The following is a 13441-nucleotide window of genomic DNA, read 5'->3' on the forward strand; positions in this document are numbered from 1 at the left end:
CGACGACCCCATGACCACCACCACGAGTACCACCGCGAGTACGACCAGGAGCACGACCGCGTTGCGCCAGTGGCGTGAGACCGCCGCCGAGGCCGTACTACTCGACGGGTTCCACGCCCTCAAGCACGCGTTGCGTTTCGGCGCGGACGTGCGGCTGACGCTCACGAGCGACCGCGATTCGGTGCTCGAGCTCGCCGCGACGCTGGCCGACGACCTGACCGGCGTACTGGCGGAGACCCTGGTGGAGGTCCCCTCGCAGGTGCTGCGGGAGCTCGTACCGCGGGGGCACACGACCGAGGTGGCCGCGCTCGCCGTCCGGCGCAGCGCGGCGGCGAACCGGGACGCGCTGTCCCGGCTGCCCCGGCCCGCGCCGGTGATCGTGCTGGACAACCCCCGCAACCTGGGCAACGTCGGGGCGGTGGTCCGGCTGGCCGCCGGATTCGGCGCGACCGGCGTGGTGACCACAGGCGACATCGACCCCTGGCACCAGAACGCCGTACGAGCCGGTGCCGGGCTCCACTACGCCACCGCCGTGGAGCGGACGAGCCTCGACGGACTGCCGCCGGGGCCGTTGTACGCACTGGACCCGGCAGGGGAGGACATCAGGTCGGTCACGGTCCCCGACGACGCGCTGCTCGCGTTCGGCTCGGAGCGCCACGGCATCTCGCCGGAGTTGCGCGGTCGCGCGACGAAGCTGGTCTCGCTGCCGATGAGGCGGCAGGTGTCCAGCTACAACCTCGCCACCAGCGTGGCGATGGCGCTGTTCCACTGGGCCGCCACCGGCCCCGCTCACGTGGGGGACGGCGGCGGCCCGGAGCGTCGGTCCTACGCCTGACGCCTTACCTCCACCACCCGGAAGCGGTTGGCCACGAACGCTCCGTCGCACAGCGCCGCGTTCGCCGCCGGGTTGCCGCCGGAACCGTGGAAGTCGGAGAAGGCCGCGGTCTGGTTGACGTACACCCCGCCGGTCAGGTTCAGCGAGAGTTGCGCCGACTCCTCCAGACAGACGTCCTCGACCGCCCGCTCGGTCTCGGCCGAGGTGGTGTACGCCCCGACCGTCATCGCGCCCTTGTCGCGGACCGTGCGGCGCAGCAGCTCGACCGCGTCGCCCGTGGAGTCGACGGCGACGGCGAACGCGACCGGGCCGAAGCACTCGGACAGGTAGGCGGCCTCGTCGTCCGGCTTGGAGCCGTCCAGCTTGACCATCACCGGCGTACGGACCACCGCGTCCGGGAACTCCGGGTTGGGGACCTCCCGCGAGGGCAGGGCGACCTCGCCCAGGCCGGCCGCTGCTTCCAGCCGGGCCTTGACGTCCGGGTTGACCAGGGCGCCCAGCAGCGCGTTCGCCCGGGCGTCGTCACCCAGCAGTCCGTTCACCGAGGCGGCGAGGTCGGCGACCACTTCGTCGTACGACTTGGGGCCGGCCTCGGTGGTGATGCCGTCGCGGGGGATGAGCAGGTTCTGCGGGGTGGTGCACATCTGGCCGCTGTACAGGGAGAGCGAGAAGGCCAGATTGGCGAGCATGCCCTTGTAGTCGTCGGTGGAGTCGATGACGACGGTGTTGACGCCGGCCTTCTCGGTGTACACCTGCGCCTGGCGGGCGTTGGCCTCCAGCCAGTCGCCGAAGGCGGTGCCTCCGGTGTAGTCGATGATGCGGATCTCGGGGCGGAGGGCCAGGGTCTTGGCGATGCCCTCACCGGGCCGCTCGGCGGCCAGGGCGACCAGGTTGGCGTCGAAGCCCGACTCGGCCAGCACCTCGCGGGCGACCTGCACGGTCAGCGCGAGCGGCAGCACGGCCCGCGGGTGCGGCTTGACCAGGACCGGGTTGCCCGTGGCCAGGGAGGCGAAGAGACCCGGGTAGCCGTTCCACGTGGGGAAGGTGTTGCAGCCGATGAGCAGCGAGATGCCGCGCGGCACGGCGGTGAACGTCTTGCCGAGGCTGAGCGGGTCGCGCTTGCCCTGCGGCTTGGACCAGTCGGCGGCCTCGGGGGTGCGGGTCTGCTCCGCGTACGCGTACGCCACGGCTTCCAGACCACGGTCCTGGGCGTGCGGGCCGCCGGCCTGGAACGCCATCATGAAGGCCTGGCCGCTGGTGTGCATGACGGCGTGGGCGAACTCGTGCGTACGGGCACTGATGCGCGCCAGGATCTCGATGCAGACCAGGGCGCGCGTCTCGGGGCCCGCCTCGCGCCAGGCCGTCATTCCCGCCCGCATGGCGGGCAGCAGGACGTCCGGGTCGGCGTGCGGGTACTCGACACCGAGCTCGGGACCGTACGGCGATACCTCGCCGCCGGTCCAGCCGTCCGTGCCGGGCTGGTCCAGGCCGAGGCGGGTGCCGTGCAGGGCCTTGAAGGCCGCGAGACCGTCGGCGGGGGCGGTTTCGCCGTATGCCTTGGGGTGCTCGGGGTGGGGTGACCAGTAGGCACGCGTGCGGATCGCCTCGAGGGCCTGTTCGAGGGTGGGCCGGTGCTTGTCGGACAGCTGAGGTGCGGTGAGTTCGGCGGCCATCAAGGACCAACTCCTCGTCGAGCTCAATCGAATCGGCGCGCGAGGCGCACTTCGATGGGCGGTGGTGGGAGACGGGCGGGCAGAGAAAGACGGACAGGAGTTAGAGTAACCGAACGATCGGTCGGGACAAGAGGGCCCGGTCGTCCTGTGGCCGTCGTCCCCCGGGGGACGACCCCCGTACCCCCGACAGGAACCCATACAGGAGGATCGGGGTCATGACAGCAATCGAGCGGTCCCGCACCGTCGCCGTCGTCGGCACAGGCACCATGGGCCAGGGCATCGCCCAGGTCGCTCTGGTCGCCGGCCACCCCGTACGCCTCTACGACGCCGCGCCCGGACGTGCGCAGGAAGCCGCCGGGGCCGTCGCCGCCCGTCTGGACCGGCTCGTCGAGAAGGGCAGGCTCGACCGCGCGGAGGCCGAGGAGGCACGTGCCCGGCTGCACCCCGCCAAGGACCTCACCGAGCTGTCCGACGCCGCTCTCGTCGTCGAGGCGGTCGTCGAGCGGCTCGATGTCAAGCAGGAGCTGTTCCGCGCGCTGGAGGAGACCGTCGCCGACGACTGTCTGCTCACCACCAACACCTCCTCGCTCTCCGTCACCGCGATCGCGGGCGGCCTGAGGCTTCCCGGCCGCTTCGTCGGCCTGCACTTCTTCAACCCGGCTCCGCTCCTGCCCCTGGTCGAGGTGGTCAGCGGCTTCGCCACCGACGAGACGGCCGCCACCCACGCGTACGAGACGGCCGCCGCCTGGGGCAAGACGCCCGTCCGCTGCGCCGACACCCCCGGCTTCATCGTCAACCGCATCGCCCGCCCGTTCTACGCCGAGGCGTTCGCGGTTTACGAGGAACAGGGCGCCGATCCGGCCACGATCGACGCCGTCCTGCGCGAGTGCGGCGGCTTCAGGATGGGCCCGTTCGAATTGACCGACCTGATCGGCCAGGACGTCAACGAGGCCGTCACACGGTCGGTCTGGGACGCCTTCTTCCAGTCGCCGAAGTTCGTCCCGTCCCTCGCCCAGCGGCGGCTCGTCGAGTCCGGCCGGCACGGCCGCAAGGCCGGCCACGGCTGGTACTCGTACGCGGAAGGGTCACCCAGGCCCGTACCGCATACGGCCGCGCCGGAGGAGGCGCCCGATGCCGTCACCGTCGTGGGCGCTCTGGGCCCGGCCGAGCAGCTCATCCCGATGATGGAGGAGGCCGGCATCACCGTGAAGAGGGCGGCCGAGACCGGCGGCCCCTACATCGCCCTGCCGGGTGACGGACAGCTCGTCCCGGCCGACGGCGCCACTTCCGTCGAGTACGCCGACGTCGTCTACTTCGACCTCGCCCTCGACTACCGGGGAGCCACCCGTATCGCGCTCTCCGTCTCCGAGGACACCTCAGAACAGGCGCTCCGGGAAGCGACCGGCCTCTTCCAGAAGCTCGGCAAGGACGTCAGCGTGATCGGGGACCTCCCCGGCATGATCGTCGCCCGGACCGTCGCCATGCTGATCGACCTCGCGGCCGACGCGGTGGCCAAGGGCGTCGCGACCCCCGAGGACATCGACACCGCCATGCGGCTCGGGGTGAACTACCCGCTCGGCCCGGTCGAATGGGGCCGCAGGCTCGGCCAGGACTGGGCGTTCGACCTGCTGCGGGCGATGCACGAACGCTGTCCGACCGGGCGCTATGCGCCGTCGCTCGCGCTGTACCGCCGGTCCTACGCGGCGTCCGCCGGTGAGGAGGCCGCGTCATGACCGCCGTCAGACGGGACACGTACACCCCGGAGACGCTCCTGACGGTCGCCGTCCGGGTCTTCAACGAGCGCGGGTACGACGGCACGTCCATGGAGCACCTCTCCAAGGCGGCCGGCATCTCCAAGTCCTCGATCTACCACCACGTCGCGGGCAAGGAGGAACTGCTGCGGCGAGCCGTCAGCCGGGCCCTCGACGGGCTCTTCGGCATCCTCGACGAGCCGGGGGCGGCGCGGGGGCGGGCGATCGAGCGGGTGGAATACGTGACCCGGCGCACCGTCGAGGTGCTGATGGCCGAGGTGCCGTACGTGACGCTGCTGTTGCGGGTGCGCGGCAACACGAAGACCGAGCGATGGGCGCTCGAGCGTCGTCGCGAGTTCGACCAGCGGGTTTCCGATCTGCTGAAGGCGGCCGCCGCGGACGGGGATCTGCGGGCCGATGTCGACATCCGGCTTGCCACCCGGCTGCTCTTCGGCATGGTGAACTCACTGGTGGAGTGGTACCGGCCGCACCCGGACGGCGGCGCCGACCGCGACCAGGTGGCGGAGACGGTCGTACGGCTGGCCTTCGACGGTCTGCGCACCGGTCCGGCGGGCACCACCGGTCCGGCGGGCGCCGGAGCGGCGGGCGCCGGACCGGCCTAGGGCAGATCGGGGACCGGGTCGAGGTCCGTCTCCTCGAAGACCAGCAGCGTGCGGGTGGAGAGCACCTCGGGGATCGACTGCAGCTTGGTGAGCACCAGCTCCCGCAACGTTCTGTTGTCCGGGGTATGCACGAGCAGCAGTACGTCGAAGTCGCCGCTGACCAGCGCGATGTGGGCGGCTCCGGGCAGGGCCTGGAGCTGCTCCCGCACGGTGCGCCAGGAGTTCTGGACGATCTTGAGCGTGATGTACGCCGAGGCGCCCTGCCCTGCGCGCTCATGGTCGACCCGGGCGGTGAAGCCGCGGATCACCCCGTCGTCGATCAGCCGGTTGATGCGCGCGTACGCGTTGGCCCGGGAAACGTGCACATGCTCGGCCACGGAGCGTATCGAGGCACGTCCGTCGGTGCGCAGCATGTACAGGATGTCGCGGTCGATGGCGTCAAGAGGCCGTGCGGGGGCGTTCTGGCCGTCGGTGCCCTCGGCGGCCATTTGTTCATCCGTCATTGCCCCCGGCCTCCCTGCCATGGACGTCCTGCCTCTATCTCAGGCTGTGGAGAACCGTTTGTCCACAGCCTGGCTGCGCCTGTAGCCAAAATGCCCCCGCGACCGAACAATCGGTAGGTGAGGCGCCTCACTCTCGTGCGCCCCCCGCCGCTCCCACGAGGAGGAGGTCGTCATGACGGTCCAAGAGCTGCCCGGTGCGTCTTACCGCCCCACGCCGCCGCCGGCCTGGAGGCCCCGTACCGACCCCGCACCGCTGCTCCCGGACCCCGAGCCGTACCGCGTGCTCGGCACCGATGCCGCCGACCGGCTCGACCCCGACCTGATGCTGCGGCTGTACACCGAGCTGGTGCGCGGCCGCCGGTACAACGCGCAGGCCACCGCTCTCACCAAGCAGGGCCGACTCGCCGTCTACCCGTCGACCGTCGGGCAGGAGGCGAGCGAGGTCGCCGCAGCCCTCGTGCTCCAGGAGCAGGACTGGCTCTTCCCCAGCTACCGCGACACCCTCGCGGCTGTCGCGCGCGGCCTCGATCCCGTACAGGCTCTTACCCTGCTGCGCGGTGACTGGCACACCGGATACGACCCGCGTGAGCACCGCATCGCGCCGCTGTGCACTCCGCTCGCGACCCAGCTGCCGCACGCGGTCGGGCTCGCCCATGCCGCCCGGCTCAAGGGAGACGATGTCGTGGCGCTCGCCATGGTCGGCGACGGCGGGACCAGCGAGGGCGACTTCCACGAGGCGCTCAACTTCGCGGCCGTGTGGCAGGCGCCGGTCGTGTTCTTCGCACAGAACAACGGCTTCGCCATCTCGGTGCCGCTGGCCAAGCAGACCGCGGCACCGTCGCTGGCCCACAAGGCCGTCGGCTACGGAATGCCCGGGCGGCTGGTCGACGGCAATGACGCGGCGGCGGTGCACGAGGTGCTGAGCGACGCCGTACGGCGGGCGCGTGCGGGCGGCGGGCCGTCGCTGGTCGAGGCGATTACGTACCGCATGGAGGCCCACACCAACGCGGACGACGCCACCCGCTACCGCGGTGACGCGGAGGTCGAGGCCTGGCGTGAGCACGACCCGATCGTGCTGCTGGAGCGCGAACTCACCGGCCGGGGGCTGCTCGACGAGGACGGTATCCGGGCGGCGAAGGAGGCGGCCGAGACGATGGCCGCGCGACTGCGCGAGCGGATGAACGCCGATCCGGTACTGAATCCGATGGACCTCTTCGCGCATGTCTACGCGGAGCAGACGACACACCTGCGGGAGCAGGCCGAGATGCTGCGGGCCGAGCTCGACGCCGACGCCGCTTCGGACGCGGAGGGGGAGCGATGACCACGGTCGCCGTCAAGCCGGCCACCATGGCGCAGGCGCTCGGGCGAGCGCTGCGCGACGCGATGGCCGAGGACCCGCGCGTACATGTGCTGGGCGAGGACGTCGGCACGCTCGGCGGGGTGTTCCGGATCACCGACGGGCTCGCGAAGGAGTTCGGCGAGGACCGCTGTACGGACACGCCGCTCGCGGAGGCCGGGATTCTCGGAACCGCGGTCGGCATGGCGATGTACGGGCTGCGGCCGGTGGTCGAGATGCAGTTCGACGCTTTCGCCTACCCGGCCTTCGAGCAGCTCATCAGCCATGTGGCCCGGATGCGGAACCGCACCCGGGGCGTGATGCCGATGCCGATCGTGGTCCGCGTGCCGTACGGCGGCGGCATCGGGGGCGTCGAGCACCACAGCGACTCCTCCGAGGCGTACTACATGGCGACTCCGGGTCTCCATGTCGTCGCCCCCGCTACGGTCGCCGACGCGTACGGACTGCTGCGGGCCGCGATCGCTTCCGACGACCCGGTCGTCTTCCTGGAGCCCAAGCGGCTCTACTGGTCCAAGGCGGAGTGGTCCCCGGACGCGCCCGAGGCGGTCGAGCCGATCGGGCGGGCCGTCGTGCGGCGCTCCGGCCGCAGTGCCACCCTCATTACATACGGACCCTCCGTACCGGTCTGCATGGAGGCCGCGGAAGCGGCCCGGGCCGAGGGATGGGACCTGGAAGTCGTCGACCTGCGCTCGCTGGTGCCGTTCGACGACGAGACGGTGGCCGCGTCCGTGCGGCGCACCGGGCGCGCGGTCGTCGTGCACGAGTCCACCGGCTTCGGCGGGCCCGGTGGGGAGATCGCCGCCCGGGTCACCGAGCGCTGCTTCCACCATCTGGAGGCGCCGGTGCTGCGGGTCGCCGGATTCGACATCCCGTATCCGCCACCGATGCTGGAAAGGCACCACCTTCCCGGTGTGGACCGCATCCTGGACACGGTGGCGCGGTTGCAGTGGGAGGTGGGGAGCTGATGGCACAGGTCCTGGAATTCAAGTTGCCGGACCTCGGTGAGGGACTGACCGAGGCCGAGATCGTCCGCTGGCTGGTGGCTGTCGGCGATGTCGTCGCCGTCGACCAGCCGGTCGTCGAGGTGGAGACGGCCAAGGCGACGGTGGAGGTGCCCTGTCCGTACGGCGGCGTGGTCACCGCGCGCTTCGGCGAGGAGGGCACAGAACTGCCGGTCGGCGCACCGTTGCTGACGGTCGCCGTGGGTGCGGTGTCGAATTCGCACGATGAAGCGCAGCCCGCTTCCGCCGCGGCGATGCAGGGGTCGGGGACAGGCTCCGCCGCGGGTGGCCCGGGCTCCGGGAACGCCTCCGGCAATGGCTCCGGAGCTTCCGGGAATGGTTCCGTCGGCGGGTCCGGGTCCGGCAACGTGCTGGTCGGTTATGGCACCGATACGGGTCCGACCGTCCGGCGCCGGAGGATTCGTCCGGAGGCCTTTCAGGACACTCCGCCGGTCGTTCAGGCCGCGCCCGAGCAGTTCGAGCCCTCCATGCCAAGCGGTCCCGTGCCGGTCATCTCGCCGCTCGTCCGGCGGCTGGCCCGCGAGCACGGCCTGGATCTGCGGGAGTTGACCGGCTCCGGCCCGGACGGGCTGATCCTGCGCTCCGATGTGGAGGCGGCGCTCCGACCGGTGCACGAGCCGGTTGCCGAGCCCACGGCCGAGCGCGTGCCGCTGCGCGGGGTCCGCGGTGCGGTGGCCGACAAGCTCTCCCGCAGCCGGCGCGAGATCCCGGACGCGACATGCTGGGTGGACGCCGACGCCACCGAGCTGATGGCCGCCCGCGCCGCCATGAACGCGGTCGGCGGCCCGAAGATCTCGGTCATCGCGCTGCTCGCCCGCATCTGCACGGCCGCACTCGCGCGTTTCCCCGAGCTCAACTCCAGAGTGGACGTGGACGCGCGGGAGATTGTGCGCCTGCCGGAGGTCCATCTCGGCTTCGCCGCCCAGACCGAGCGTGGGCTGGTGGTGCCCGTCGTACGGGACGCCCAGGACCGGAGCGCCGAATCGCTCAGCGCCGAGTTCGCCCGCCTCACCGAGAAGGCCCGGGCAGGTGCCCTGGCACCCGGGGACCTCACGGGCGGCACCTTCACGCTGAACAACTACGGCGTCTTCGGGGTGGACGGCTCCACGCCGATCATCAACCACCCCGAAGCGGCCATGCTGGGCGTCGGCCGGATCGTCGCAAAGCCGTGGGTCCACGACGGCCAGCTGGCCGTGCGCCAGGTCGTCCAGCTCTCGCTGACGTTCGACCACCGGGTCTGCGACGGCGGCACGGCCGGCGGTTTCCTGCGCCATGTCGCGGACTGTGTGGAGCACCCGGCGGTGCTGCTGCGCTCGCTGTGACGGACGGAGCCCCGTGATGGACGGAGCCCGGTGACGAAGGGAGCCCCGCCGCATACGCAGCGGGGCTCCCTTCGTCACGGGTCGTCCGTCTCACCGCGCCAGCAGCAGGATCTTGCCGACGTGCGTGCCCTCTTCCAGCGCGCGGTGCGCCTCGGCCGCCTCCCGGAGGGGGAATGTGCGATGCACCACCGGGCGGACCAGGCCCGCGCCGGTCAGGGGCCAGACGTGTTCGTGTACCGCCGCCACGATCGACGCCTTCTCGGCCACCGGCCGGCCCCGCAGCGAGGTGGCGGTGATGGCCGCCCGCTTGGCCAGCAGTGAGGCGAGGTTCAGCTCGCCCTTGACGCCGCCCTGGAGGCCGATCACCGCGAGGCGGCCGTTGACGGCCAATGCCCGCACGTTCCGGTCCAGGTACTTCGCACCGACGATGTCGAGGATGACGTCTGCGCCCGCCCCGTCGGTGGCCTTGCGGAGCTCCTCGACGAAGTCCTGCTCGCGGTAGTCGATCAGGATGTCGGCGCCGAGTTCGGCGCAGCGCGCCAGCTTCTCGGGTCCGCCCGCGGTGACCGCGACCCGTGCGCCGACGGCCTTGGCGAGCTGGATGGCCATGGTGCCGATGCCGCTCGCGCCGCCGTGCACCAGCAGGGTCTCGCCTGGCCGGAGGTGGGCGATCATAAAGACGTTCGACCAGACGGTGCAGGTCGCTTCGGGCAGCGCCGCGGCCGTGATGAGGTCGACTCCGTCCGGGACGGGCAGCAGCTGCCCTGCCGGGACGGCGACCTTCTCGGCGTAGCCACCGCCGGCCAGCAGTGCGCAGACCTCGTCACCGACTGCCCACCCCGAGACGCCGGGACCGAGCGCCGCGATCCGTCCGGAGCATTCGAGCCCCGGGTAGGGCGAGGAGCCGGGTGGGGGATCGTAGAAGCCCTGTCGTTGCAGCAGGTCGGCGCGGTTGACCGCACTGGCCACGACTTCGACGAGGACCTCGCCTTCGCCGGGCTCGGGATCGGGTACCTCGGCCCAGACGAGGGCCTCGGGACCGCCGGGTTCGGGGATCGTGATCGCATGCATGGCGGCGAGGCTACTCCGGGCCGTGCGCCGGTGTGACGGGCCTCGCCCGCACGACGGCGATCACGCGGTCGGTGAGCTGCAGCGGACTGGCCGCCGGATCGTCGTACGCGAGCAGGCGATGGCCCCGCAGTACGCTCACCACCAGGTCGTCGGTCTCGCGCACGTGCTTGCCCGCCTCGGACTTTATGACCGGGCGTTCGATGAGGTCGAGGCCGCTGCCCTGTTGGATGAGATCCTCCATCACGGTGCCGGCGCTGGGGCTGAGCACCGACAGACCGAGCAGCCGGCCGGCCGCGCTGGCGCTGGTGATCACGGCGTCGGCGCCCGACTGGCGCAGCAGCGGAGCGTTCTCCTCCTCCCGTACCGCGGCGACGATCTTCGCTCCGCGATTGAGCTGGCGGGCGGTGAGCGTGACCAGGACCGCGGTGTCGTCGCGCTGGGTGGCGATGACGATCTGACGTGCTTTCTGTACTTCGGCGCGGAGGAGTACGTCGCTGCGGGTGGCGTCGCCGACCACCCCGACGTATCCCTCGGCGTTGGCCATGTCGATGACCTTCTCGCTGGGGTCGACGACGACGACCTGCTCCTGCTTGAGACCGGTGGCGCAGAGCGTCTGGATCGCGGAGCGGCCCTTCGTCCCGAAGCCGATGACGACGGTGTGATCACGCAAGTGGGACCTCCAGCGGTTCAGCCGCCACTCGTCCCGGGTGCGCTCCGTGAGGACCTCGAGAGTGGTACCGACCAGGATGATCAGAAACAGCACGCGCAGCGGTGTCACCAGAAGCACGTTGGTGAGCCGGGCGCTGTCGCTGTGCGGGACGATGTCGCCGTAGCCCGTCGTGGACAGGGTGACGGTGGCGTAGTAGACGGCGTCGAGGAAGTCGACGTTGTCGTCGGCGTTGTCGTGGTAGCCGCCGCGATCGATGTAGACGATGAGAACCGTCAGGGCGAGAACTGCCAGGGCCATCAGGAGTCGTTTGCCGACCTGGATGAGCGGGCGCTCGACGACTTGCTTGGGGAGCTTCACACGCCGGGTGACCAGTTTCTCGTCCGCGTGGCGGGCCATCGCGTCGTGGCCGGGAAGTTTCACGTGAAACCTCCGGCGGCCCAGGGGAGACCCAGCCAGGGAAGATCGAGAATGTCCACTTCCTGCCCGCTCACCGCGCCGCCGGGAGGTACGACGGCCAGTCCGTCCGCCGTGGCGACACCCCGCAGCATGGCGGGCCCGTTGTAGTGCAGCGGCACGGCCTGGTCGGCGCGATGGACGACGGGGACCAGACGGGTGTCGTACGGATGGCCGTGTACGTCGCCGCGTACGGGCGCGGCGTACGAGGGCTGGGGGCCCAGCCCCGCCAGCCCTCGCAGCAGCGGCTCGGCCAGGGTCAGCAGCGCGGACACCGCGGCAAGGGGATTGCCCGGCAGGCCCACTAGGAATTTCCCCTGGGTGAGCCGGGCCAGCAGCATCGGGTGGCCCGGCCGGACGGCGACCCCGTCGACGAGCAGCTCCGCACCGGTCCGGCGCAGGGCCGGGTGGACATGGTCGCGGGGGCCCGAGGCAGTGCCGCCGGTGGTGACGACAAGGTCGGCATCGGAAGTGGTCACCGCCTTGTGCAGCGCTTCGGCGTCGTCACCGAGCCGGCGGGTGGCGATCACGTCGGCGCCCAGGGCGCGCAGCCAGGGGCCGGCCATGGGGCCGAGCGCGTCGCGGATCAGCCCGTCGTGCGGCCGTCCGGCGGTCAGCAACTCGTCGCCGAGGACGAGGATTTCGACCCGCGGACGGGGGACGGTGAGAAGTTCGTCGTAGCCGGCGGCTGCGGCCAGTCCCAGTACGGCGGGAGTGACCAGCGTGCCGGCGGGCAGCAGCCGGTCGCCGCTGTGGCACTCCTGGCCGCGTGGGCGGATGTCCTGCCCCTGTACGACTTCACGGTCCGCGTACAACTGGCCCTTGGTTTCCGTACGGGCATGTTCGCTGCGGATCACGGCGGTGGTGTCGGGGGGTACACGGGCGCCCGTGGCGATCCTGACCGCTTCGCCGTCCGCGAGCGGTGCGGGCCGGTCAGCGCCCGCGAGGATGCCGCCCTCCCGGACGGTCCACGGACCCGGACCTGCAACCGCCCATCCGTCCATGGCCGAGGTATCGAAGGACGGCAGGTCGGTGTGGGCCTCCAGCGGGCTGCCGAGCACTTCGCCCAGCGCGTCGTCGAGGGGTGTCGGCCGGGCGTGGGCCGGCACCGCCCGGGCCGTGGCCGCCGCCAGGGCGCGGGCCTCGGGCCAGCCGGTGGCACGGTGCTGCGGGCCCGGTGCGGGGGCCGGCCCGGGTGTGGCTCCGGAGGCTGAGGCGACGGCCGGATCCGGGACCCGGCAGACCAGCGCCAGCGCCTCGTCGAGCTCACGCTCGTGGTCCTCGCTCGCGGTGCTCATCCTTCCTCGGCCCAACGCGCGGCGAGGGCCGCGGCCTTGCGCGCGGCCTCGGCCACCGCCTCTTGACCGCCGCCGGCCGTCTCCGCCTTCGCCGCCGCGTACCCCACGAGGAACGTGGTCAGCGGGGCGGCGGGCCGGGCGACACCGTGGGCGGCGTCGCGGGCGAGGTCGAGAAGGAGCGCGGTGTCGACGTCGAGCTCGATGCCGAGTTCGTCCTTGACTGCGGTGATCCATTCATCCAGCACGTTCCCATGCTCCCTGATCCGGGCTCGGGCGGTTGCGATGTCGTCCCAGGTGTCGCAGTCGAAGGAGTCCAGAGGTCCTGAGGCGACCCGGGTGAGGTCCAGCTCGGTGGTGAGGAGTCTCAGCGGCAGCCCGGTGAGTCCGCCGTGTTCGGAGGCGAGCAGCGCGAGCTCGCGGCGGAGCGGTTCCGCGCGGTAGGCCGCGACCAGAGGCTGCTCCCGCCCCCCGGGGTCGGCGAGCAGCGCGGCCTCCCGGCCGCTCCGACCGAGTGCGGCGAACAGTTCCCGCACGGTCTGCGCCCCCAGGAACGGCAGATCGGCCGAGAGGACAAGCAGGCTCTCGGCCGATGTGCGCCGTACTCCCGCGTCGAGGGCGGCGAGCGGGCCGCCGCCGGCTGGCTCTTCGCGGGTCCAGACGACCGGCCGGACGGTGGGCCTCCTGCCGCCGACGACGACCGTGACGCCGGCGTCGGAGCAGGCACTCAGCACCCGGTCGAGCAGCGCCCGCCCGCCCACGCTGAGGCCCGGCTTGTCGGCGCCACCGAGCCGGCTGGCCGCGCCTCCGGCGAGGATGATCGCGTCATACGCTGTCATGCCCCCGAGTATGGCCCTTGCAGATCT

Annotated in this window: 12 protein-coding genes; 6 read left to right on the forward strand and 6 right to left on the reverse strand. The window is 71.7% G+C overall.

The features are described from left to right. Positions 1-10 precede the first annotated feature (10 nt). Positions 11-835 (forward strand): TrmH family RNA methyltransferase, encoded by an 825-nt coding sequence (locus AB0M62_RS06490; protein WP_366073070.1) that lies wholly within the window; start codon positions 11-13, stop codon positions 833-835. Here AB0M62_RS06490 and paaN read toward each other — a convergent pair. After that, positions 826-2508 carry a phenylacetic acid degradation protein PaaN gene (gene paaN, locus AB0M62_RS06495; RefSeq protein WP_366072975.1) on the reverse strand — a complete coding sequence of 561 codons (1683 nt, stop codon included), beginning with the start codon at positions 2506-2508 and terminating at the stop codon, positions 826-828. The genes AB0M62_RS06490 and paaN overlap by 10 nt on opposite strands. 215 nt (positions 2509-2723) lie before the next feature. Here paaN and AB0M62_RS06500 point away from each other — a divergent pair, with 215 nt between their 5' ends. Then, the gene (locus AB0M62_RS06500; protein WP_366072976.1) at positions 2724-4241 is read left to right on the forward strand and encodes a 3-hydroxyacyl-CoA dehydrogenase; all 1518 of its coding nucleotides are present in this window, start codon (positions 2724-2726) and stop codon (positions 4239-4241) included. After that, positions 4238-4882, forward strand: coding sequence for a TetR/AcrR family transcriptional regulator (locus AB0M62_RS06505; protein WP_366072977.1), 645 nt, complete (start codon positions 4238-4240; stop codon positions 4880-4882). Before AB0M62_RS06500 ends, AB0M62_RS06505 begins: the two co-directional genes overlap by 4 nt. On the opposite strand, the gene AB0M62_RS06510 is transcribed toward AB0M62_RS06505, so the two are convergent. Continuing rightward, positions 4879-5385: an Lrp/AsnC family transcriptional regulator gene (locus AB0M62_RS06510; RefSeq protein ID WP_366072978.1), complete on the reverse strand. Its 507-nt coding sequence runs from the start codon at positions 5383-5385 to the stop codon at positions 4879-4881. The genes AB0M62_RS06505 and AB0M62_RS06510 overlap by 4 nt on opposite strands. A 172-nt stretch (positions 5386-5557) precedes the next feature. Between AB0M62_RS06510 and pdhA the strand changes: the two genes are divergently transcribed. The 3 genes from pdhA to AB0M62_RS06525 are packed head-to-tail and all read left to right on the forward strand — an operon-like array spanning position 5558 to position 9086. Continuing rightward, positions 5558-6706: a pyruvate dehydrogenase (acetyl-transferring) E1 component subunit alpha gene (gene pdhA / locus AB0M62_RS06515; protein ID WP_366072979.1), complete on the forward strand. Its 1149-nt coding sequence runs from the start codon at positions 5558-5560 to the stop codon at positions 6704-6706. Further along, positions 6703-7707: an alpha-ketoacid dehydrogenase subunit beta gene (locus tag AB0M62_RS06520; protein ID WP_366072980.1), complete on the forward strand. Its 1005-nt coding sequence runs from the start codon at positions 6703-6705 to the stop codon at positions 7705-7707. Before pdhA ends, AB0M62_RS06520 begins: the two co-directional genes overlap by 4 nt. After that, complete coding sequence (locus AB0M62_RS06525) at positions 7707-9086, forward strand: dihydrolipoamide acetyltransferase family protein (RefSeq protein WP_366072981.1); 1380 nt, start codon at positions 7707-7709, stop codon at positions 9084-9086. The genes AB0M62_RS06520 and AB0M62_RS06525 overlap by 1 nt, the downstream gene beginning before the upstream one ends. A gap of 90 nt (positions 9087-9176) precedes the next feature. Here AB0M62_RS06525 and AB0M62_RS06530 read toward each other — a convergent pair whose 3' ends face one another. Genes AB0M62_RS06530 through AB0M62_RS06545 form a run of 4 tightly spaced genes read right to left on the reverse strand, consistent with a single transcriptional unit; the run spans position 9177 to position 13414 of the window. After that, complete coding sequence (locus AB0M62_RS06530) at positions 9177-10157, reverse strand: NAD(P)H-quinone oxidoreductase (RefSeq protein WP_366072982.1); 981 nt, start codon at positions 10155-10157, stop codon at positions 9177-9179. Between the two features lie 10 nt (positions 10158-10167). Then, complete coding sequence (locus AB0M62_RS06535; RefSeq protein WP_366073071.1) at positions 10168-11223, reverse strand: potassium channel family protein; 1056 nt, start codon at positions 11221-11223, stop codon at positions 10168-10170. 20 nt (positions 11224-11243) lie between these two features. Continuing rightward, positions 11244-12578: a molybdopterin molybdotransferase MoeA gene (locus AB0M62_RS06540; RefSeq protein WP_366072983.1), complete on the reverse strand. Its 1335-nt coding sequence runs from the start codon at positions 12576-12578 to the stop codon at positions 11244-11246. Then, positions 12575-13414, reverse strand: a complete 840-nt coding sequence (locus AB0M62_RS06545; protein ID WP_366072984.1) for an NTP transferase domain-containing protein — start codon at positions 13412-13414, stop codon at positions 12575-12577. The genes AB0M62_RS06540 and AB0M62_RS06545 overlap by 4 nt, the downstream gene beginning before the upstream one ends. Positions 13415-13441 lie beyond the last annotated feature (27 nt).

This window comes from Streptomyces sp. NPDC051219 (genome assembly GCF_040682335.1).
GTDB lineage: Bacteria > Actinomycetota > Actinomycetes > Streptomycetales > Streptomycetaceae > Streptomyces.

What these genes read in the sequence shown, in the direction of transcription:
- AB0M62_RS06525 (WP_366072981.1), top strand. Translation starts at nt 7,707, where the DNA reads ATGGCACAGGTCCTGGAATTCAAGTTGCCGGACCTCGGTGAGGGACTG.
- AB0M62_RS06490 (WP_366073070.1), top strand. Translation starts at nt 11, where the DNA reads ATGACCACCACCACGAGTACCACCGCGAGTACGACCAGGAGCACGACC.
- pdhA (WP_366072979.1), top strand. Translation starts at nt 5,558, where the DNA reads ATGACGGTCCAAGAGCTGCCCGGTGCGTCTTACCGCCCCACGCCGCCG.
- AB0M62_RS06500 (WP_366072976.1), top strand. Translation starts at nt 2,724, where the DNA reads ATGACAGCAATCGAGCGGTCCCGCACCGTCGCCGTCGTCGGCACAGGC.
- AB0M62_RS06505 (WP_366072977.1), top strand. Translation starts at nt 4,238, where the DNA reads ATGACCGCCGTCAGACGGGACACGTACACCCCGGAGACGCTCCTGACG.
- AB0M62_RS06545 (WP_366072984.1), bottom strand. Translation starts at nt 13,414, where the DNA reads ATGACAGCGTATGACGCGATCATCCTCGCCGGAGGCGCGGCCAGCCGG.
- AB0M62_RS06530 (WP_366072982.1), bottom strand. Translation starts at nt 10,157, where the DNA reads ATGCATGCGATCACGATCCCCGAACCCGGCGGTCCCGAGGCCCTCGTC.
- AB0M62_RS06510 (WP_366072978.1), bottom strand. Translation starts at nt 5,385, where the DNA reads ATGACGGATGAACAAATGGCCGCCGAGGGCACCGACGGCCAGAACGCC.
- AB0M62_RS06520 (WP_366072980.1), top strand. Translation starts at nt 6,703, where the DNA reads ATGACCACGGTCGCCGTCAAGCCGGCCACCATGGCGCAGGCGCTCGGG.
- AB0M62_RS06540 (WP_366072983.1), bottom strand. Translation starts at nt 12,578, where the DNA reads ATGAGCACCGCGAGCGAGGACCACGAGCGTGAGCTCGACGAGGCGCTG.
- paaN (WP_366072975.1), bottom strand. Translation starts at nt 2,508, where the DNA reads ATGGCCGCCGAACTCACCGCACCTCAGCTGTCCGACAAGCACCGGCCC.
- AB0M62_RS06535 (WP_366073071.1), bottom strand. Translation starts at nt 11,223, where the DNA reads ATGGCCCGCCACGCGGACGAGAAACTGGTCACCCGGCGTGTGAAGCTC.